17 protein-coding genes are annotated in these 19,783 nt (G+C 60.5%); 5 read left to right on the top strand and 12 right to left on the bottom strand.

Annotation, left to right across the window (positions count from 1 at the left end):
• Positions 1–256 precede the first annotated feature (256 nt).
• Positions 257–1,081 carry a GIY-YIG nuclease family protein gene (locus tag A5736_RS12680; protein WP_139333290.1) on the bottom strand — a complete coding sequence of 275 codons (825 nt, stop codon included), beginning with the start codon at positions 1,079–1,081 and terminating at the stop codon, positions 257–259.
• A 110-nt stretch (positions 1,082–1,191) separates the two neighbouring features.
• Here A5736_RS12680 and A5736_RS12675 point away from each other — a divergent pair, with 110 nt between their 5' ends.
• From A5736_RS12675 to A5736_RS12665, 3 genes are all read left to right on the top strand, one after another.
• Positions 1,192–1,596: a hypothetical protein gene (locus A5736_RS12675; protein ID WP_076246527.1), complete on the top strand. Its 405-nt coding sequence runs from the start codon at positions 1,192–1,194 to the stop codon at positions 1,594–1,596.
• 325 nt (positions 1,597–1,921) lie between these two features.
• The gene (locus tag A5736_RS12670; protein ID WP_139333289.1) at positions 1,922–2,374 is read left to right on the top strand and encodes a hypothetical protein; all 453 of its coding nucleotides are present in this window, start codon (positions 1,922–1,924) and stop codon (positions 2,372–2,374) included.
• 287 nt (positions 2,375–2,661) lie between these two features.
• Positions 2,662–3,720 (top strand): hypothetical protein, encoded by a 1,059-nt coding sequence (locus A5736_RS12665; protein ID WP_139333288.1) that lies wholly within the window; start codon positions 2,662–2,664, stop codon positions 3,718–3,720.
• Positions 3,721–3,829: 109 nt separating this feature from the next.
• Here A5736_RS12665 and A5736_RS12660 read toward each other — a convergent pair whose 3' ends face one another.
• Together A5736_RS12660 and A5736_RS12655 are read right to left on the bottom strand one after the other, a co-directional pair.
• Positions 3,830–5,254 carry an ADP-ribosylglycohydrolase family protein gene (locus A5736_RS12660; RefSeq protein ID WP_076246521.1) on the bottom strand — a complete coding sequence of 475 codons (1,425 nt, stop codon included), beginning with the start codon at positions 5,252–5,254 and terminating at the stop codon, positions 3,830–3,832.
• Positions 5,255–5,493: 239 nt separating this feature from the next.
• A complete protein-coding gene (locus A5736_RS12655; protein ID WP_076246519.1) occupies positions 5,494–6,096 on the bottom strand; it encodes a recombinase family protein in 603 nt (200 codons plus the stop codon).
• A 249-nt stretch (positions 6,097–6,345) separates the two neighbouring features.
• On the opposite strand from A5736_RS12655, the gene A5736_RS12650 reads away from it, so the two are divergent.
• Complete coding sequence (locus A5736_RS12650) at positions 6,346–7,011, top strand: hypothetical protein (RefSeq protein WP_139333287.1); 666 nt, start codon at positions 6,346–6,348, stop codon at positions 7,009–7,011.
• Here the strand turns inward: A5736_RS12650 and A5736_RS12645 are convergent.
• From A5736_RS12645 to A5736_RS12625, 6 genes are all read right to left on the bottom strand, one after another.
• Entirely contained in the window at positions 6,984–7,778 is a 795-nt protein-coding gene (locus tag A5736_RS12645; protein WP_076246515.1) for a hypothetical protein, read from the bottom strand. The two genes, A5736_RS12650 and A5736_RS12645, sit on opposite strands and share 28 nt — an antisense overlap.
• Positions 7,775–8,218, bottom strand: a complete 444-nt coding sequence (locus tag A5736_RS12640; protein ID WP_076246513.1) for a hypothetical protein — start codon at positions 8,216–8,218, stop codon at positions 7,775–7,777. Before A5736_RS12640 ends, A5736_RS12645 begins: the two co-directional genes overlap by 4 nt.
• Positions 8,219–8,777: 559 nt before the next feature.
• Positions 8,778–9,842, bottom strand: coding sequence for a glycosyltransferase family 4 protein (locus A5736_RS12635; protein ID WP_175611257.1), 1,065 nt, complete (start codon positions 9,840–9,842; stop codon positions 8,778–8,780).
• Positions 9,830–10,615 carry a hypothetical protein gene (locus A5736_RS26345; RefSeq protein ID WP_175611256.1) on the bottom strand — a complete coding sequence of 262 codons (786 nt, stop codon included), beginning with the start codon at positions 10,613–10,615 and terminating at the stop codon, positions 9,830–9,832. The genes A5736_RS12635 and A5736_RS26345 overlap by 13 nt, the downstream gene beginning before the upstream one ends.
• Positions 10,615–11,898, bottom strand: a complete 1,284-nt coding sequence (locus A5736_RS12630) for a nucleotide sugar dehydrogenase (protein ID WP_076246509.1) — start codon at positions 11,896–11,898, stop codon at positions 10,615–10,617. The genes A5736_RS26345 and A5736_RS12630 overlap by 1 nt, the downstream gene beginning before the upstream one ends.
• Before the next feature lie 340 nt (positions 11,899–12,238).
• Positions 12,239–12,868: a hypothetical protein gene (locus A5736_RS12625; protein ID WP_076246507.1), complete on the bottom strand. Its 630-nt coding sequence runs from the start codon at positions 12,866–12,868 to the stop codon at positions 12,239–12,241.
• Positions 12,869–14,369: 1,501 nt separating this feature from the next.
• On the opposite strand from A5736_RS12625, the gene A5736_RS27090 reads away from it, so the two are divergent.
• Positions 14,370–16,040, top strand: coding sequence for a serine/threonine-protein kinase (locus A5736_RS27090; protein ID WP_083667371.1), 1,671 nt, complete (start codon positions 14,370–14,372; stop codon positions 16,038–16,040).
• 699 nt (positions 16,041–16,739) lie between these two features.
• On the opposite strand, the gene A5736_RS12615 is transcribed toward A5736_RS27090, so the two are convergent.
• From A5736_RS12615 to A5736_RS12605, 3 genes are all read right to left on the bottom strand, one after another.
• Positions 16,740–18,452, bottom strand: a complete 1,713-nt coding sequence (locus tag A5736_RS12615; RefSeq protein ID WP_083667369.1) for a DUF3631 domain-containing protein — start codon at positions 18,450–18,452, stop codon at positions 16,740–16,742.
• Entirely contained in the window at positions 18,445–18,729 is a 285-nt protein-coding gene (locus A5736_RS12610; RefSeq protein ID WP_076246500.1) for an AlpA family transcriptional regulator, read from the bottom strand. Before A5736_RS12610 ends, A5736_RS12615 begins: the two co-directional genes overlap by 8 nt.
• Before the next feature lie 172 nt (positions 18,730–18,901).
• Positions 18,902–19,747, bottom strand: coding sequence for a protein rep (locus tag A5736_RS12605; RefSeq protein WP_076246498.1), 846 nt, complete (start codon positions 19,745–19,747; stop codon positions 18,902–18,904).
• Positions 19,748–19,783 lie beyond the last annotated feature (36 nt).

Below are 19,783 nucleotides of genomic sequence, written 5' to 3'. Positions count from 1 at the left end.
TCCGCTGATCAGCCCTAACCCTGACATCGTCACCCGCGTCATGCGGCGCACTTTTCAAAGGCTGCAGCCGACCAGCACCGATAGACATCGCCACCCTCTCTGAACTGGAATAACCCTACTACCGTGTACCTCTCGGTCAATTCACCTCGTGCTCAACGGTGGCGGCCTGCTGAAGCACATTCCCGTCCATGGCGGTCGACAGCCAGGGGCCTTCGCCTACATCCATGGCACGCCGACTAGAGACCGGCCACCCAGCCTAATTCCTGTTCAGTCCAAACTTCCGCGACATCAGGACCTCTTTCCAGTAGCTTTCACGCGCCCAGACATGCTCGTCTGCCGTTCGCATCGACCAAAATTCGAGAAGCGCAAAGCGAAGATTGGCGCGGGAGTAATCAGGTCCCTTCTGGCCGACCAGTTCTCGTAGAGCGGTGTTGCCCCCGTGGAGTGAATCGACATATTGACACAGCCGCGCCCAGATGCCGGTGTCGCCGCAGGCTGAGCCGACGTAGGGCTTGCCCGTTTCCTGGTCGTGGATGACGTAGACACCCTTCATATGCTGGAGAGCGCCGCGCCAGTCGTGCCAGTCCTGTTTGACGGCCACCTCCAGCACTCTCAGCGTGTGGTTAAGCCGATCGTGGCCAGGGAAGGGTTCACCAGCGTAAGGCAGTTCGCGGATTGACACGACTTCGATTTGGTCGAGGTGGGTCTCCATGTTGAGCCGGATCGCGCGACCCGGTGGGCGGAACTTTACCCACAGCCGTTTGATGAACGGACCCATAAAGTCTTCGCGCAGCGCGATCTTGTATGAGTGCGCGTTTGGCTTATTACCCCGAGCCAGGACCTCGAACACCCCGCCGAAGAGCCAGTGCGATGCATTGTTGCGATCCCGCGCCAGCGAGAAGATGAACCGTCTGTTGAACTCATCGCGCGTGCCCCGCCATCTGCTCCACGTCACCCATTCGTCCCAGGAGCGAGTGAGAACGTCGATGGGGTGGTCCTCGCCGTTGAACACCGCGCAGTGCAATTTGCACTCTGCCGGTTCGAGGTCGCTGATAAGGCTTCTTAACGGAATCACTCCCACCCCGTGAAGGCTACAAGTGCCGCATCACGGCGTCGGGGTCTTCTGGCAGAATCCCGTGGGCGAAAGCGGCTGTAGTGCGTTGTGGTTGGCATTCATCGGAGGGGGCGCATGTGTTCGACTTGGACGACACCGACCGATTCGTCAAAGTCCTGGCGCTAGAGGTGCCCTGGGCGCACTCCTACGCCGACATGCAACCGGGCAAGACGGACCGGGAGCGGCGCGACAATTACCGCAATGCGGCACTGGGCAAGATCCAGCCCGTCCCAGACAATGCGTTGTGGTGGGCGTTCCGGATCGTTGTAAGAAAGGCAGGCCGCCCGCTCGACGTGGACAATGTTGCCAAGACAATCATCGACGCCTTCTGCTCCCGCCAGATCGCTCGGGACGGTTCGCCGTACATGCACCTTGGCCTGTACCCCGACGACACCTTCGACCACGTCCGCATCTTGCAAGTGGTCGGCGAGCGTGGCGCTGCAGACTGTACGAAGATCGAGGTCTTCGCGTGCGTCAACTGAATGTGTCAGGAGCCAGCCAGCCGAGAGGGGCCGGGGCCTCCCGCGCTTGATGAACTTCGGGCCGGGTTCCCTTGTAGCGATCTTGGGCAAGCGCAGCAGTCGTGGTGCGGAGATACTCGGCTAGTTCGACAGGCGTCGCCAGTGGGGGAAGTTGACTCGACACAACGGTTGAGGATAACCAGCAGCAATAACCAGTACTGGCACCAAATCGCTGTCGGGCCAATCTATCGTCGGTTCGAACTAGGGTTCGGGTTTATGAGGCAAGCGATTACGGCAACCGATCCCTTAGATCACCTGCAGGAGTCGCCACCGATGGGAGTTAACCATGCCTGACCAACCTCTGTGCCAGGTTGAGCGTTGCAGATTTCCCGCCACCGCTATGCACACCCTCAAAGAACGAAGCGGCGCGTTCGACTTCCCGAAGGAAGTCGTCGTATGCGAGCTCCACCGCGAACAGCTGTCCGACCCTACAACTGAATGGGTGCTGATCAACGACCTCGGACGGCGACGGCTCCTGGTAGGACCCATGCTCGCCGAACTGAACGAATACATTCTTATGGAGCCGATCAGCAAATTGATCGGCCATATGGCAAGCCGAGACTTCAGCCACCCGGAACACACCGGCTACCACTTTCCCCTGAAGGTGCGGGCGCGAGGCGGCACCGAGGAGACTCTCACACTAGTGATCCCGTTCGACCTGCTACCTAGTAGCGCCGAGTTCTTGGACAGAATCGCACAACGTTCGGCGCACAAGCCTGAGTCTGGCGATGACCAGTGACGGACCTAGATTCACAATCCGAGGAGCTGCGTTCTGCCATCGAGGTGCGGCTAGAGCGGTTTGCGAAGACCATGAGCGAGGGCAACACCACTGCCGACCAATATCGCCAGCTGCTGGCCGACCATCAGCCTGAACGTGGCCGGTGGGGCTCACCCTGCACGGGGACACACTCAGCGGAGGTCCCCTGGCCGTGTCGAGACATTCGAAGGCTCAACCGACCTGACAACTACCCAACCAACGTTCAGGCTGCGGCGCGATGGCTTGATGTCGTGCAGCACATTCGCGACATGATCGCCGCGACGATTCCCCAAGCGATCGAAAATATCGAGAATCAACTACGGATTGGTGGACCGAACGCCGAATACAACCGGCGGTTCGCTCTGAGTGCCTTCACCATGCCTTTTACCTACGCCATTGCAGCGACACCACCGAGGGCAGGTAGTGAAGTGGAGGCCGCCATAGCCCCGCTGACGCAGGCCGCCCAGGCCCTGCTCACCGACTCAGATGTGCGCGTGGCCATGTCACGGTTGGAAGACGCGATGGCGACCGCCGAGGACACCCTCAAATCCCTGGTAGCTGACCCCGAACCGGCGTCCATCGGCGAGCTAGTTGAGGAGCTGAAACGCACCGTAAAGGTATCGATGCTGGCGGCTCTGCTCGGAGCCGCAGGCATCGTTCAACTGGCAGACGCGGAGTTCAATGCCCGCCTGCAAGAGCTGAAATACCCTCCCCCACAATTCAGATGGGTCGAACTAGCGCGCGAGCCGGTCGCCGTGGTTGGACGGCCAACGGACACGACGGTAAGTATCGAGGAGGTATACCAGTCAGCGGCGCCTGGCATCCAAGGCCTCCTACAGGTCATGCGAGGCGAGGTCGCGCCGCCGCGCAAGACCGAGGTACAACGTATCCAAGGAGCCCAATGGATAAGCTTCATTTTTGCAGAGTGGAACGACAGCTTCCGTTTCGAGCTCGCCAAAGTTTGGGATTGCAGTCACAGAGACTATGTCTTCCCGTTCTTTGGAGAGCTGGCCAAAGTTCGAAATGACTTCATACATAACGGTGGCGTTGCTAAACGCGCAACTGCGAATAACGAGATTCTCGGCTGGTTCACCGAGGGTCAGCAGATGTTCCTGACCTCACCAATGTATGTTGACGTTTTCCGGAACTGGCCGTGGAACGAGCTCTCACACCAACCGGCTCCAAGCGATGACTCGCGGAATCCATATCCAGGACGCGCGCCAGTCTCCTTGATTGACACTGTCCAGCAAGCCGCAGCCGCCGATGGTGTCAAACCCGATGCAGTAATCGAGCAGGCGCTGCAACTCTGGTTGCAACAACACCGGTGATCGGGCCGGGGCATCTCGCGCGATTCCGCCTGACAGGCATGGCAACACCCACGGCGAGGCAAGGTCATAGCCTCGGCAAGGGCCAGTCTGGGAAACCCTCACAGCTCGCTTACGGCGCCAATCGCCCTATCGCCTCGCGAAAGTCGCTGTTCGGCGATGCATCCGGCAGAACCTTAGTGATGTCCTGCATCGCCTGCGCGCCGCTGATGCCTTCCTTGAGGGCGCCGTAGAGGGCAGCCAAAGTCGGCGTCCGGCTCTGACAGGCGGCACAGTGCAGGAGCACCGTGCGTCCCTCGTTGCGCAGCTGCTCGACGAGTCGCACAGTGTCGGTGAGCACGAAATCCAGGTTCAGGTTGGCGTCCGGGCCTTCGATGTCGATCAGCCGAACGTCGATCTGCTCGACATCCAGCGGCAGATCATCATCATTCACACGACATAAGGACACCACGGCGTCCACACCGGACGGGATGCCTTGCAACGCTGCGACATCGGCCAACAAAACTCCATCATCATGTGGATGCTGGACCGGAGTCATCCGGTACAGGTCGTAGCTGACTGATTCGTCCTCTTTCACGATTCGAGTTGCGAGCGCCACCAAGTCTCGGCTTCGTATCCCTGGCCAGCCGTGCAGGATGCGACGCCACTGGGCAGGAACCGCCGACGCTCCGTAGGCCGCGCCAAGCAATCCGCCCGCGATGGCTGCGACAGTATCGGTGTCATTCCCACACCGAACTGCGGCGTCAAGCGCCAAGCGAAGGTGATCGGCCCGGAAGACTCCCGTTGCGGGATTATCGGTCGGGATGGGGGTGGTGGTTATGGCCGACCACGCAGCCTGCAGGGCTGTGACGACCCAGCCGTTATTCGGAAAATCAGCTGGCTTGGCATTCTCTGCGGCGTCGAGCCGTGCTGCCCAGGTGTCTCGTCGGTCAGCAGGTAAGTGGCGCAAACCAATACGTGCATCCACGGTGCCGGTCAGGATGGCGTGGCGGATCGCCAGACACCATAGAACGCACGCATCGCCCGCCTCGGGGTCGAAGTGGGTCAACTCGCTCACTGTTCGCGCTGTCTCGGTGAGAGCGCTCACGTCGTCAAGAAAAGCCAAAGCGACTGGGGCTGTCCGCATCAGGGAGCCGTTGCCCGCTGTGCGGCCTGTGCGGTTGTGAAGTGCGGCCGATGCCTCGCGGGCAGTCCGTGCGCTCAGACGGTGTGAGCTTGCGGTCCGTAAGACCTGGCTGGTCTGGATGCCAACATCTTTCGCATGCTTCGACCAATCATGCCAACGCTGAACGACGGCATCGAGCACCGTTTCCTCGCGCAGATCAGCCCCGGCGGCAAGGGCTTCGGCGAGGGCGATGGCCATCGACGTGTCGTCGGTCCATTCACCGGGCTCCCATACACCGCCACCCGTCATGGCGACTTCTAGCTCGGGTCCGCGTGGTGGGCCAAACTCGTAGGGCGCTCCAAGTGCATCACCGGCTGCCGTGCCGAGCAGAACGCCGCACGCGCGGTCAAGTTGAGCGGGAGTCATTGTCATAGGTCGAGTCTCCTTTCACCCACCGACACGTCCGAGGCAACAAATGGAAGTTGTCGGATCTTCAAGTCGTGCAGGGCTTCACCGACAGCTGGCCGCTAGGGCGATCCTGTCCCCCGCCGGGGGAAGCAGGCGTCCGTCCCCCAGCGGGGGAAGTCCCCCGCCCGGGGAAGCAACGTGTCGATCCCCCGCCGGGGAATGCAGGTTCATCCCGACCTCCAACCGGGGAAGCCGGACGGAGGCTAGGCAGCTTCTTCGGACAGATACCGATAAAGCGTGGCCCGGCTGACGCCGAGGTACTTGGCTATGTCGCGTGCGGTGTGACCGTCGTCCTTCATCCGCCTCGCCGTGGCAATGTGGCTCGGGTCCGGGACTTTTTTCTTCCGCCCAAACTTGGTGCCGTTCGCCAAGGACACCGCGCGCTTCAGCGCCGTACGCTCCTTCACCAGCTCCCGTTCGTATTCCGCGAGAGATCCGAGGACCCCAATCATCATGCGGCCAGCCGCCGTTGACGAGTCGATCCCGTCGGAAGTCGACACGAGTGTTACGCCGCGATCCGTTAAGATCTTGACCGTTTCCAAGATGTGAAGCGTATTGCGGCCCAGCCGGTCCAGCTTCCACACGACGACTGTGTCACCCTCGCGGACGTAATCGAGGAGCGCAGCTAGGCCCGGACGTTCATCTCGAGCGCCAGACATGATGTCGGAGAACGTCTTCGTGACTCCAGCACCGGCGAGAGCTGCGTTCTGTTGCTCCAGCGTCTGCGCGATTGTGCTGACCCGCACGTAGCCGACGCGAAGTCCACCGCGCGGCGGAGCGACGGATTGCGGGTCAGTTTTTAGCACAGCTAATTATAGCACTTATCACACGCCATCTAGTGTCGTTTGATGGCGGTAGCCACTGGGTGCAGCTCAGGACGTTCCATAAGCGCTCGGTAGCCTGGCGGTCCGATTCGTTGAGCGGACGAACACTGGCTCTGCAGGGATTGCGATGGCCGAGAGGCCGACTAGTAGTGCTGTCTCGGCGGCGAGACGCGTAGAGCCAATCTCGCGTCTATCCCTGGGGCGGTCCCCACGCGTGCGAGGATGCTGTGCGTGGATCTCGAGCCGGGCCTGCACGAGTTGAAAAGCGATCCGATCGTCGTCTCGTTGTGCCAGCGACCGGATCTTCGTGTCGTGGTCTCCGGTTGGTCTGCGAGCGGGAAATCGGTGTTCTCACGATACGTCGCCGCGCTCCTGGGGTGCGAATACGTTTGCGCCTCTTCTCTGCTCACGAGTGATCTTGGTCTTGAGTCGGTCGACTGGATCGCCGATCGCACGCAGATGGAGTCGCTGCGCTCCTCCGAGAAGGAAATGAAACTGGACGATCTGCTGCTCGACGTCTTGCGGGACACCCCTCGAATCATCCTCGATTCATGGGTGGCTCCGTTCCGCTCGACCGTTCACGACGTTGCTGTCTGGATTGAGTGCGACCTGGCGACGAGAGTGCGAAACGTGTTGAAGGTGCAGGCTATTCGCGGTAGTCGAAATGTGGAGGAGACGCGATACGCTCTGCTTTTGAAGGACCGTGACAGTGTCCGCAGATTCAGGGAATCCTACGGTTTCGACTTCGGCCCGAATCCCGCAGTGTTCCCAGTGCGCTTGGACATTAGTGGTGACATCACGGCTGACTCGGCTCACTGGCCATCGGAGCGGCGCAAGGTTGTCGGGGACATAGTGCATGCGGTCTCGCGCTACTTGGGCGGCCAGTCGGCGAGGTAGCGGGCGTTCGCTTCCTGAACCGCCTGCAGGACGGACATTCGGACGTCGACACGTTTGGCTGTCTCCACGATCGCATCCAGATCTTTTGGAAGACAACGGCCATCGAATCCTCTGGATTGCGGGAATACCGCCGTGTGGTCGCGGTCGACGCGAGGATCTAGAAGCCATGCCTCGCGGACCGTGAACCAGTCGGCTCCCAGAGCTTCACAGAGGTCGTAGAACTGATTCACGAAAGTCACCTTCATCGCGAAGTAACTGTTCTCCATGTACTTGGCTACTTCGGCCTCGATCGCAGTGCATTGAAATATTCGTGTCTCGGCGCCGTGAATTTCGGTGAGGTGCGCGGCGAACCATCTAGTGTGTTCTGGGGATCCGCCGATGATCTGGAACAGCTGGTCGTGTGCCCACTGCTTCCAGCCGTCCTGAGCGAATGGCGATTCGCCCACGTACTCGGGGCTGAAACATATCGCTTTGCCGGTTTTGCGTGCCAATGTGTCCGTCGTGCCGGGAGGCACGGTGGAGCGGAGCAGAATCTTGTCTGTCGGAAGCGACTGGATTGCGTCCACGACGTTGAAGAGGCAGACCTGACCGTTGTCTCGGCGCGGGGTGTCGACGCAGATCGTAGCGAAATCACACTGCGACAGTTCGTCTGTCGGGTATAGGGCTCCGCTCGCTGTATCGAACTCGACCACATCGACGCCCTTGGCAACGAGTCGCTGGGACACGTTCCTCCCGACGTGTCCGACCCCGATGACGCCCACTTTCATGTCGACACCCCGCCTGCCAAACTCGATATCACGTAGCACCAGTACGTGCGGTCTTGTTGAAAGAGTGCGCTAGCAGACTGCAGCGATGCCGTTGACGGCCCGAAGACGACGAGCGCCGGCCCGACCGAGCTCAAAAGGGGGATGTGGCCCATCGCCGTCAGTCGCTCGGCTTGCAAGAGGACCGGGGATCGCTGGATACCCCACTCTTCCGGTTTTGAGCTGGACTGATTTAACAATCGGAGCCCGTGGTTGAAGGTGTCGAAGCTTTCGTCGATGACGCCGGGGATGATCTGGGTCAGTATTGACTTCGTCGCGGTGTCAGTGCGGGATTCGGAAACCGGAAGTGTATTTTCCCAGAAGGCGGAATCCTCGGTGTCCTGCGGTCCCGATACGTGACGCGGCCAGGCGACAAGGGCACGCCAGTCCGAGGGTAAATTCATCCGGAAAGCTCCACAACGGGGTTTCCGAATGGGGTATGGCGTCAGTGACGTTGGCGGAGAAGTGCCCCCGAGGTCCAGCAGCGGCCGGCGATCGAACGCCAAACGAATGCCGAGCGATGACTCCGCTCCGATTCCGATCATTGCTAATCCCTGAATCGATAGGAGCGGTCGATCCAGTAGTGCGAGGCAGCCTTGAAGGATGGCTATCAGGTACTGTGTCGTCGATCCCAGTCCCTTGTGCTCGGGTAGTCGGCTTGCGAATTCGATTCGAATGTACTTGAGATCGATTCCCGCTCGATCGGCGTAGATCGGCAATCTTCGGACCGAGGACGGGAGCGGTGACCGGCCGGATCGATCGGTATCAAATCGTATGTTGATGCCGAAAGTCAATTCCGGAACTGAGAATCCGAGTCCGCCACCGGCGGGGGTGGGCGACGAGAGGTCGATGGATCCGAGGTGGACGCGTGCCTTGCCCGTGACGTCGACTGAGTTGTCAGCGCGGACGTGCAGCGCCTGCTCCGTGAAGTCAGCGATTGACTCCTCGTACCAGACGAGGGAGCTAGCCAATGGTTCCCCCCGGGGTCAGGATGCGGTGCCAGGATTCCGTTATGACGGCTTCGCTGTGCCGCCGCCGGATGAGTGATGCCTCGCTTCGTCTGGCGCTGATCGAGTCGGGTCTAGCCAACAGCCGGGCAAATGCGTCCTCGAAGTCACGGGGAGCGTGTAGCCATGCGGCGGCTTCGAGACCAGTGAGCAGCTCTCGACATTCCGGGATGTCACTCACCAGAATTTTCTGACCTCGCGACGCTGCTTCCAGTACTGAATTTGGCGAGCCCTCTCGTGACGAGATATGCAGGAAGACACTGGCTCGGGCTACGTTGCGGTGCATCCCGTCGGTGGGTTTAAGGGTCTCGACTCGCTTGTCCAGCGCGCCGCAGAATTGCTCGTAGAGATTCGTATTTCCATGGGATGGAACGGGTTGTGCCACAACGTTCTTCCCTATCCGCACTGCGAGATTGAGAGCCTCGACCAGCAGGCCGGGTTGCTTTCGTGGCTCGATCCTTCCCGCCCAGGCGATGTCGGCACTTCGGGGGCTTATAAGGTCCTCATCGTGCTGTGCGACTTCCTCTTCGAGCAACAGATTTGGGATCACCGAGACCGGTACCTCGGGTACGATTTCCTGGGTCATCGCTTGCGACGAACGACTGTTCGCGACCACTCGGTCGATCGCACGTCGAAGTTGAAGGGGTTGGCCCGAGATGTTCCGACGAGCATGATCAGCAGTTGGTGTCCTCCAGACGGTGAGGCCACCCCGCTCCCGGAATTCGGAGCCGGCCAGCAGCTGTTGTTCGCCGGTGCCGGGGCCGAATGAAGCGAACAAAACTGCCGTTCTGTCGGGATCGACGGCGCGGATGTGCGCCGGGATCGAATCAGCCCACTCGCTGAGCGTGCTGCAAGCCCGCTTCACAGGCACCTGATCGTCGTATTGCGGTGTGTGATGGGACGTGTATACGGAGACGTCCCAGTGACGGCGTTTGAGGGCGATCATGATTCGGTGAAGTGCGCGCTCCATTCCGCCGATATGCGGAACGAAAAACGGAGAGACGAGAACTAAGCTGCGCACTGGTACACCCTGGCCCAGAAGTCGCGCGGATCGACCGATCCCAGCGCTCGAATCGCCGGTATTCTCCAACCTTCTACGCGGTCGGCGACCGCTCGCGCGGCCTGTGGCGATCCGATGAATGCCTGGGCGAAACTTGCTGGTCGAGAACGCGTGTTGAGTATCTTCTGGATGGACGCCTGGAGGAGCCAGGAATGAGCGTCGGTTTCGGAAACTGAGTCCAGCTGTGGTGGCCCGTATGCCCCGTCGACGAAGGCGATCGCCGATATGGGCGCTGAACTCACTCCCCACTTGGGTGAGTCGAACGAGAGACCAGTGCGGCTGCGGATCGCCCGTCGACACCATCCCGTTCCGACCAGTCCGTTTCCGCGGTGCTCCACGATCACCGTGTCGTCGCTGACCACAGTTGCGATCTGCGCGCACGCTGCGGCGAAGTGGGACTTGCCCGATCCGGCGACGATTAGTCCGCACCCGCCCTGGACCAGTAGCGCGGCATCCAAAACGACGCGCCCATTTAGCGCGTGGGCGGCGCCATGCCAGTAACGAAGGGCTCCGTAGAGTACTTCATGCCACGTCGGAGTTGCGCGTAACGGAAGTGCCGCGCTGCGGGTGCGCCCAAAACCCCACCTGCTGTCAAGCAGGGTCTTCTGGCCGTTGTTCGTAATCCGGGTTACGTCTGGCAGCAGCGGCAGAATGAGGTCGGATGAGGGCGTATTCACAACGCCCTCGACTTCGATCGATGTCCCTTCCGCCGAGAGCTGCAATTGCGACGGCATCAGAGGACCCGTTCCTGGCTAAGGGTTCTGTATAGAGAGCCGGGTGTGAGGTTCGATGCGGTCGATTCGTCCAGCCAGCGATGCGGGTCATAGATGAATCCGCCTGGGGTGACGGCTCGGAGGAGCTGTTCGCAGGCGCCCGTTGAGGCGAAGTAAACGTGATTGCTGTATATGAGCAGAGCATCCCAACTGGCCGCGTCCGGGCGCGGGCACGGCTGCAGTCCGGCGGTTCGGATCGCTGTGCGGTCGACGACGGGATCGAACACCGAGACCATGAACCCCTGATCGTGAAGCTCGCGCGCAACACCGAGCCCGACTGAGTTACGAGTGTCGGTGGTCGGCGGCGTTCCTTTGAATGCGGCTCCGCAGACGAGGACCCGAACCGTTGCGGTGTCTCGACCGGCGAAGTGTCGCCGAAAACTCGCGACTGTCGGCACCTGCGCATGATCGTTGACGAGGCGCGCCCGGCCGAACAGGGTGTCTTCCGGCCGCACAGGATCTAGCGACTCTGCGAGGATGTATGAGTCCTTTGTGAGGCATGACCCTCCCACCCCGGGGCTTGCGTGCCTCAATCGGTCTCTCGGGTAGTCCAAGTTCACATTGTCGACCAGGCGTCGAATGTCAACACCGTGAATCTCGGCGACCTGGCACAACTGATTGGAAAGTGCCTGGTTGATGTCTCGAACCGCGTTGCTCGCCAGCTTCCCGAGTTCAGCTGCCTCCAAGGATTCCATCGCGACGCAACGCATACCCGAGCTCTCCATAACATCGACTGCACGACGGGTACTCCGTCTGTCCAATCCGCCGACAAGGTGACGTATCCGCCGCGATTCATCCAGGGTGCCGCCAGTCGTCGTCCGCTCCGGCGCGAACGCGAGGAGCAGTTGGTGCCCGGCTAGCCCTGAGCATTCGATGAGGAGGGGCGCGACCATCGTGCGCGTCGTACCTACAGGGACCGTTGAGCGCACGATCACGAGGTCACCGCTTCGCAGGACCCGACCGACGGCTCGTGCTGCTGAGAGGAGGTTGTCGAGTCGGGTCTTTTTGGTAGCGGGGTCCACCGGAGAGTCCACGCAGATCACATAGGCGTCGCAGGGCTGTACAACATCGGAGATTCGCAGCCCGGGTATCTCGAATTCATAGCCGGCTGCGCGTAATCCGTCGAGCGCCGTGGCCCGACGGGTTTGCGTTTTGTCGATTCCGATGACCTGCAAGCCGGCCTCCGCAACTAGCGCGGCGAACTTGAGACCGACCTCTCCAAGACCAACGACTCCGACTTGCACCAGACAGAAGCTCCTGAATCCGGGCCAATTTGGAATAGCCAGTCTACGGTCGGGGACGCGTCTGCCCAGGCCATTTAGGCAAGTTCGCAGACGTGTCGATGAGCCGCGCGAACCTCTCCGAGGTACGCATGTTGGCTCGAACAGTTGCGCGGGCAATCTCCATAGCGGCCAAGGCCGGAACAAGCTCAGACAGTCATTTGAGACACTTTGTGTGAGACGAAGTTTCGATACATCGTCAAGTGGGCGAAGTCGACATCTGGTAGTGCGCCGATCGCTGTCTCATATGAGCTCTGTTTCGATACAAGCAAATGAATAGGCAGTGGCTTAGCAGAGCGTCTGTTCAGCGCCGCTCGGCACCCGCGACTTCGCGCACAATATCGTCGAATCCCACGCTGGCGGCCCCGGCACGGTACAGGCAAGCCTCCGCATGCAGCCAGCGCCAGCGGCGCGAACCGATGAGCTGGCCGAACTTATAGAGCTTGAACTCGATCAGGTCTGGCTCTTCGCCGTATCGGTCGGCCCAGCGGCGGATATTGCCGCAAAACTGCGAGTACACGCTGGGCTTCTGGTCAAGGAAGTCGTTGCCGGTAAGGGTGATCACCGCCTCGGCGACCCGCGAGTCGAGAATCATGCAGCGGGGATACGCCGAATCACGGTCGCCCGTGAAGTAAAGGAATTTTGAAAAGAATGCGGGGCCGAGCCGTTTGATCTTGCGGTGGATTGCCCGATAAGCGGCTTGGATGTCGCCACGGTAGCTTGCGGCGGCAGCGGCGGCGAGTATGTCGTTCAGGCGAGATCGACCGACACTGTCCTCGGCGCTCCGGACGACGGTCGGAGCATTGCGTAGGTCCCCCATCGCGCCCCATGCCAGCACATGCCAGAGCAGCGGTACCAGATCGTCACTTTCGCGCGCTCTTGAGGCCATATTGAATAGGTCCTGCCGCCCCAGCAACGCACTGTCGATTGGCACATTGCAACCTGACCACCAGGAGTCAATTTTCTGCGGGTAGTCCAGATCACCCGCCAGTCGGGGAGAGTCACACCGCAGTAGGTCACCTATCGCATCGTCTGATTCTCGCCAAACCATCGCCTACCCTGATGAATCGCGCATTGAGTCCGCATCTTGATCGCATCAAGGCTGACCCGCGCAACGCCATTCGATGCGGGCATTCTCGTTCGACCAATGCGAAGTGATATAAGGCGCACCCTTGTCAATGACCATGTGGTACAGGGTGTCGATGTCGCCAGGCCCTTGAAAGCCAAACCTAGCAAGGTTGTTCGGATCACTTGCCCATTGGGCTGGGTCAAGCCCCGACTCATGCATAGTTCTTTGAAGTTGTGCCGCGTTATCAGTGCAGAAAGCCGCCAAGGGGGTTTCTGCATGAGCCTGGGATGGGACTGCCAAGGCCGTGCAAGTCAATGCTGCGCTCACCATGAAAATAACTCGTTGAAATTGCATATGTACGGAGATGCCACCAACCATATGATTCCTCATTAACGCAAATCCTTCCCGTGTCGCTGGAGTTTGGGTGAAGACCCAGCAAGCCGGGTGTACTACCCATTAGTGCCGTAGGTACACCACGGCGTTGTTCCCGCCCTGGCACACCGAGCCAGCGTTAGTACACGTCATCGTGTAATCCTGACCGGTCACCGGGCTGTGCACACTGAACGGCTGTGACCCCTTGCCATAGTTCCAATATGCCTCGGCAGTGCTCATAGCGAAATCGCAAGAGGTGTCCGAATTGCCCGCGTAAACACTCGCTCCGCTACTGGCTTGCCCGCAATAGGCGTCCGCGAATGCCAATGGAGCTGCGATAACCGTCGTTCCAATAGCCGTCGCGAACAACGTAGAAGAAACTGCGAGGAGTTGCTTGATCATCACATGACCTTTCTCAGCGAAACTTCTTGAGCCAGCGCAGCTTTTATGACCACATTGTCTGCATTGCAATCTGCGCTGTGCTTCGCAGCGTCATGGGTGGTAGAGCGTCCATAGCCCTGATTGGCATCCAATCAGGTGGTCATCCGGCGTTTTGGCCACTGGATCAGATGGGGAGCATGGTGCGCCCAGCAAGTGGACCGTCGAAGGCATTACGGACTGGACCCAGGTACCGGCGCGGGTGCACACCACTGCTTGGCCCGAGGGATCGTATGCCAACTTGAGAGGGTCATTACAAGGTTGGCCCAACTGCGGCCCCATGGGAACAGGAAGATGACCACTAGTTCGGGAGTCGGCACCAGCAGGTGGTGCCGCACAACCGATGCCGCCGCAAAACAATGTCATCGTCGCAGCCAACCCGAATCCTGCAGCGGCGCGAACCTTCAGACGCATCCTCATTAGATTTCCCCTGGCGAACTCAGCCCCCGAGCCCCGAAAGCAGGTTAGCCCTGGGGAGCCAGCGGCACGTGGGTTTCGACAAAGTGGTTGTGATCAATTCACCTCGGCAGCGGGCCGTGGTTCGTAGTATCCGCACATGCCATTGAGCGCGGGGGAAACTTTTGGCGGCTATCGGATCGTGCGACTGCTTGGTTCCGGTGGCATGGGCGAGGTCTATCTAGCCGAGCACCCCCGCCTGCCGCGTCGTGATGCCCTGAAGGTGCTTCCCGCCGATATATCCGCCGACGCTGACTACCGCGCCCGCTTCAATCGCGAGGCGGATCTCGCGTCAAAGCTCTGGCATCCGAACATCGTCAGCGTCCATGACCGGGGTGAGTTCAACGGCCAGCTGTGGATCTCGATGGATTATGTCGATGGCCTCGATGCGTTCCGGCTTCTCACTGACCGCTATCCGTCGGGAATACCTGTTGATCAGGTCTTGCGGATCGTCACCGCCGTGGCCAGTGCGCTCGACTACGCCCACAAACAGGGCCTGCTACACCGCGATGTCAAACCCGCCAACGTCATGCTCACTCATGTTGATGACCAGGATGACGGGCAACGGATTCTGCTGGCGGACTTCGGCATAGCACGCGATGTCGGTGACATCAGCGGGCTGACTTCGACCAATATGACGGTGGGAACGGCCGCCTACTCTGCTCCCGAACAACTGATGGGCGAGGAGATCGATGGTCGCGCCGACCAATACGCACTAGCTGCCACCACCTATCACTTGCTGACCGGATCACACCTTTTCCCGCACTCGAATCCGGCAGTCGTGATCAGCCGCCACCTCAATTCGTCGCCTCCGGCTTTGGCGGACAGTCGTCGCGACCTCGCGGCACTGGACCCGGTGCTTGCAGTGGCACTTGCCAAGGACCCCGGCAAGCGGTTTTCCCGGTGCGCTGATTTCGCCCGCGCGCTGAAACAAGCCGCGACCCCAGGGGAGGCTTCCGCTGCGGCACCTACCGCACCGGCCCCCGCAGCGAGTAAGCCCGAACAAGCCGCTTCCACGAGCGGCCCACCGCGACGCTGGCACGCACCTGCGGCCGTGCTCGCAGTTTCGGTAGTGATTGCCGCTGTTGTTCTGACGTGGCACCCGTGGCGTCAAAGCCACGGAACGGCCGCAACCTCGACCACCGCTCACCCACCCTCGGTCTCCGCAAGCAGTGCTGCTGCGCCGCCTCCGCCAGCCGCCGCCCCGACGAGTGCGGCACCAGTGGCAACGAAAGTCATAACCGTAGTGCCCGTCGTGAACGGCCAGCCAGCCAACGGCTACCGAGAGGGGCAGACACCCGGCAATGCTCATCAAGTCTTCGGATGCGACGCATCGCCAGCGGCAGTGTCTTTCAACATTTACAAGTGTTACCCCTCCGCAGCCGACGCTGATGTGTGCTGGCCATCAATGCCAGGAACCTTGCTGTGCCTGTACACCCCTTGGGACAAACAGCTTTACCGGGAGTTCTATACCGATGCGCTTCCTGCTGCAGAACCGCCGCCAACGCCGGAACCGTTTGCATTGCTTCTCGACGACGGCACGCAATGCCGCCTCCGCAACGGCGGCGCTTGGGTCGTACGCAATGACGGCTATTTGGGCGCTTATGGATGCCCCTCTGATAGTCCCGCTGTCCTGATTCCCGCGCCAGGCACGCCTGCGATAGATCGCTCTCATCCCCTGTGGACAGTGAAGGTTGGTCCGCTCGGCATCGCAAACTTCCCACCACCCGAGACTCACACGGTGACCACCGCTTATTTCGCGGGAAATTGACATTGATGCCACGACATCGGCTCGGTTGACGCGTGCCGTTCTCCGTGCCGAGCGATGTCTAGTGGGCGGCGAGACCCGGCGAGACCCTAACGGGAAGCGCCCCGCGTCGAGGGCCAAAACCGACCTGTACCCGCGTTTCGACTACAGGTGAGAGACCGGGGCCGTCGGACAAACCTTCAGAAGTCGCCGCTATTTGCCAGTTCGCTATAGGGTCACTACAGGTTTGAAGCAAGCTTCATTTGAGGTTTTGAGGACATCCAGTGTCAAACCTTGTTGCCCTGCGGTCAATCCGCTCATGCTCGAAGCAAACGTGAACCGGCCACTGCACTACCCTGTAATCGAAAACCACTGGTCCCACTATGTTTTCGTGGCATCGGACTCAGAAGGCAACCAAGGCGATGCCTGCGGCGATGACAGATCGGCAATGCGACTCGAAATGCGGTTTGGTGTCTGGTCATTGCGAAAGTTCTATAGGTACCGGCACGCTGTGGAACCCCACACCCTGTCTGAGCACCCCGTGCCGACACCAGGCACATCAAGAGCTACCCAGGCCTCCTCCTTGGACGAGCGGTCCATTGGCGCGCCTAACTAACCAACCGTGAGCTGATTACCCGCGTGGATGTGCTCCTCGGCGACGACAACCATTTCCTCGACTTCCGTTGGTAGGGCGTCTATCTCTGGGCTCCCCACCGTCGCCGGTCACGATGCGCCCGCCTTGATCGGGGCGCACCCCCAGCACGAACGGCACAGGCCTGTCTCCTGGTCCACGAGCGGGGGTCCTGACATGTCGCCACACTCGCAAAACCCGTATACGAACTCCGGCTTGCGGTCTGGTCGCGGCTGCGGCGCGTGGCCAGTGGTGACGCGGCCTTTCGCCTCGGGCACGCAGAACTCGGTGAGCAAGTCATTGGTCAGTGCGTCGAAACTTTGGTGTAGGTCGTATTCCGCAGGCGAACCCTCGGAAGAGGTAGTGGTCTTGTGTAACTCGGTGCTGCGCTTGTCCGACTCGGTACACCCGGAGAGCGCGGCTAACCCGGTACCGTCAGATGCTGGTTGGGCAGATTTATGCGCCGGGTCCGCCGGGTTCGCCGGGTTGCTCGGGTTAGCCGAGACGGTGTCAGCCAGATCGGTGTGCCCGATCCGCAGTCTGTCCCAAGCGATCTGGAGTGCGGATCGCGTGTAGCCCCGGGGTCCCTTCCCGCCAGGCCGTGTCGAGGTTGAATTGGTGGCCCGGTTGATCATGTGTCCCAGCCGGGTCTCGGTGAGACGTTTGCCGTAGGGGCTCTCCTCGCCCCAGTAACTTGGATTGTGAGCCACTAGCAGGTCAACCAGCTCCGTAGTCGGCATGAAGGCGGCGGAGTACGGCCAGACCGCATACAGATCGATCAGCAGCACCACGCCGGGCGGCTGTTTCTTCAGCCCGGCCTCGCGAACGGCGGCCTCCTCTTGCAGCCCGTTTATGATCAGCTCGTCAGCGATCTTCGGCCAACATCCCCCGGCGGCCACCGCAATCCGCTTGAGCGGACGCCATTTCTCCTTCGACCGACCGATACATCCTGTCGGCACCTCGACGTGCATCCCCTTGACCGTCTCGCGGACACTGTCGGCCCACAACGCAATCTTCTCCTGCAGCACCTTGGCGTCATCCTCCAGGTATTCCCAATCAGAATCCTCGACGCTGCCGTCAAGGTCAGGCATCAGCAAGACGCGGATCGTCCTTGAACGGGTGTCGTTTTCCAGGTTCGGGTCATTGCCTGCTAACGCAACGGGCGCAAAGGTCGGCATGTCCACAACATCCCAGCCCCCGCCCTTCATGGGGACATTGACTGGCCGCGTCGCGCCGCGCCGGTATCCGGTGTTCATGACGGCCACAAGGTCGCTGACCCCTGGCTTGTCGGGACGCAGCGTGCGATGTACCTCATCGAGCAGGATTGTGCGCATCCCGTTGTTGATCAGGCGCGGCAGCAGCGCCGGTGACGATAGCGATGCGATTTGAATCGGGTTGTGCGCCAATCGCTTGAAGTGATCGAGAACTGTCGTCTTGCCCGACCCTTCAACCGGAGAGTCAAGCTGCAAGCGCGGTGTGGTGTAACACTCCACCGCCAGGTAGGTGTGCACGATCCAGAGCGCCAACAGCTGATAGTCGTGGTCGAACGTCACCCTGATGAACCGCCGCAACCACGCCACAACCTGTTCGAGCACCGCAGCACCATTGATGCTGCCGCAGGGCGGCGGCACTTCCGGCTTAGCCAACGCGGCATGGGAGTCGTCGCTATGCCGGTCTCCGTGCAACTCCGCTTGCCACCAGGATGCACTAGAATCACAAGGAGCCTGATCTTGGCAGTGATGGCCTTCGTGTTGCTGGTTGGTCGCCTCGGTGTTCATGCCGGGGCGGCTTTCCTCTTTAGCCATCAGTCATCACCACCCCGTGCGCCGCACCATCCGGTCTTGCGGCACAGCATGACTCATCGCTTTTGGTGGAGGTCGGAAGGGCTTTCACCCCGCGATGTGTGGCCACCACTCGTTGCGCATCGAGCCAGGCCTCCAGCTGAGAGCGGCGGTAGTACCACTTGCCTCCGATCCTGAATCGCTGCGCGAATGCACCCCGGTCGTGCAGCTTGTTCTGGGTCTGCACTGGCACCCCGTACTCGTTCGCCACACCACGCTGGTCGATCAACTTCGTCTGCATCTCACACCTCACTTGGTCTGAGTTGGGCTGATAACATCGCTCCCTATCTGTTCTGGATGTAGAAGAGCTGAAAAACAGTGCGTTGAAGCAACATTCATCAGGGACTCTGTCAGAGTGTTGATTTCTCTATAGGTTTGGTTACGGGATGGAGTCGAATTAAGGGCCATAGACATCAAGAGATAGCCTCCCGTCCACCACTTGCAGGTCCGATGTAACGGCCGGTCCGAACCAGCTTGCCGATACCCTGCGAGGGGTTGTACCGTCTGCGCTTTTTCTCCGTCACCGCAGCGCTAAATTCTTTCCATAGGCCGACCCCCTCTCCGGTCTCCTTCAGACTGGTCAGGATCCCCATTGGGGTCTTCGAGCCCTCTGACTGGCCGACAGTGGTGCCTTTGACGCAGTAGCCAGCGAGTCGGTTCTCAGAGTTGGGTTCCATCGGGTGAAGGTCCTGTCCCGCGAAAGATGCTTGTCCTCCTGCAGCCCTGATGCCCCGCACGAAGCGCGCCGTGAGCCGGTCCTTCAGCTGACACAATCGCTGGTGATCGAGTTCCTCATCGAAAAGCAGATTCACGTGAAAATGAACATTCCAGCCATTGTCAGGATGCTGAACGACCTCGGTGAGCCGGACATAGCCCCGCAATCCAAACGACTTCTGGTCGGCGCGCCAGCCCGAGCCGCGCAGCATCGTGTCCCAACCGTCTTCCAGACGGTCCCACAAGATGTCCAATTCATCCTCGGCGCTGTGGCTCTGGGTCAGCGTCAGAAACGCCACCGAGCCGCCTTGGGCGGTCCATGCCGTGAGCGTCTTAGTAACCCTCCGGTACTGCTCGCGGGCGACGCGGTCACCGCAAACTGGGCAAAGCCACGCTCGGTGGCAGTAGCACGTCGTCTCTAAAATCTCATCGGCGTCGCCGACAACGCCGCGCCGTATTTTTCGCCCGCATCCCCGCAGGCGACGGTCGTCAGTCAGTGACTTTCCGAACTCGCGCAGTGTCAGCAATTCGGCGTGCCGCAGCATGGGGCTGGGTGAACTCGTTCGCCGACGGCGCGATCT

The organism is Mycobacterium sp. SP-6446 (genome assembly GCF_001954045.1).
Lineage (GTDB): Bacteria > Actinomycetota > Actinomycetes > Mycobacteriales > Mycobacteriaceae > Mycobacterium.
This window is presented reverse-complemented; position numbering and strand designations above follow the sequence as displayed.

What these genes read in the sequence shown, in the direction of transcription:
- A5736_RS27090 (WP_083667371.1), top strand. Translation starts at nt 14,370, where the DNA reads ATGCCATTGAGCGCGGGGGAAACTTTTGGCGGCTATCGGATCGTGCGA.
- A5736_RS12640 (WP_076246513.1), bottom strand. Translation starts at nt 8,218, where the DNA reads ATGAATTTACCCTCGGACTGGCGTGCCCTTGTCGCCTGGCCGCGTCAC.
- A5736_RS26345 (WP_175611256.1), bottom strand. Translation starts at nt 10,615, where the DNA reads ATGCCGTCGCAATTGCAGCTCTCGGCGGAAGGGACATCGATCGAAGTC.
- A5736_RS12605 (WP_076246498.1), bottom strand. Translation starts at nt 19,747, where the DNA reads ATGCTGCGGCACGCCGAATTGCTGACACTGCGCGAGTTCGGAAAGTCA.
- A5736_RS12670 (WP_139333289.1), top strand. Translation starts at nt 1,922, where the DNA reads ATGCCTGACCAACCTCTGTGCCAGGTTGAGCGTTGCAGATTTCCCGCC.
- A5736_RS12645 (WP_076246515.1), bottom strand. Translation starts at nt 7,778, where the DNA reads ATGAAAGTGGGCGTCATCGGGGTCGGACACGTCGGGAGGAACGTGTCC.
- A5736_RS12610 (WP_076246500.1), bottom strand. Translation starts at nt 18,729, where the DNA reads ATGCAGACGAAGTTGATCGACCAGCGTGGTGTGGCGAACGAGTACGGG.
- A5736_RS12665 (WP_139333288.1), top strand. Translation starts at nt 2,662, where the DNA reads ATGATCGCCGCGACGATTCCCCAAGCGATCGAAAATATCGAGAATCAA.
- A5736_RS12660 (WP_076246521.1), bottom strand. Translation starts at nt 5,254, where the DNA reads ATGACAATGACTCCCGCTCAACTTGACCGCGCGTGCGGCGTTCTGCTC.
- A5736_RS12615 (WP_083667369.1), bottom strand. Translation starts at nt 18,452, where the DNA reads ATGGCTAAAGAGGAAAGCCGCCCCGGCATGAACACCGAGGCGACCAAC.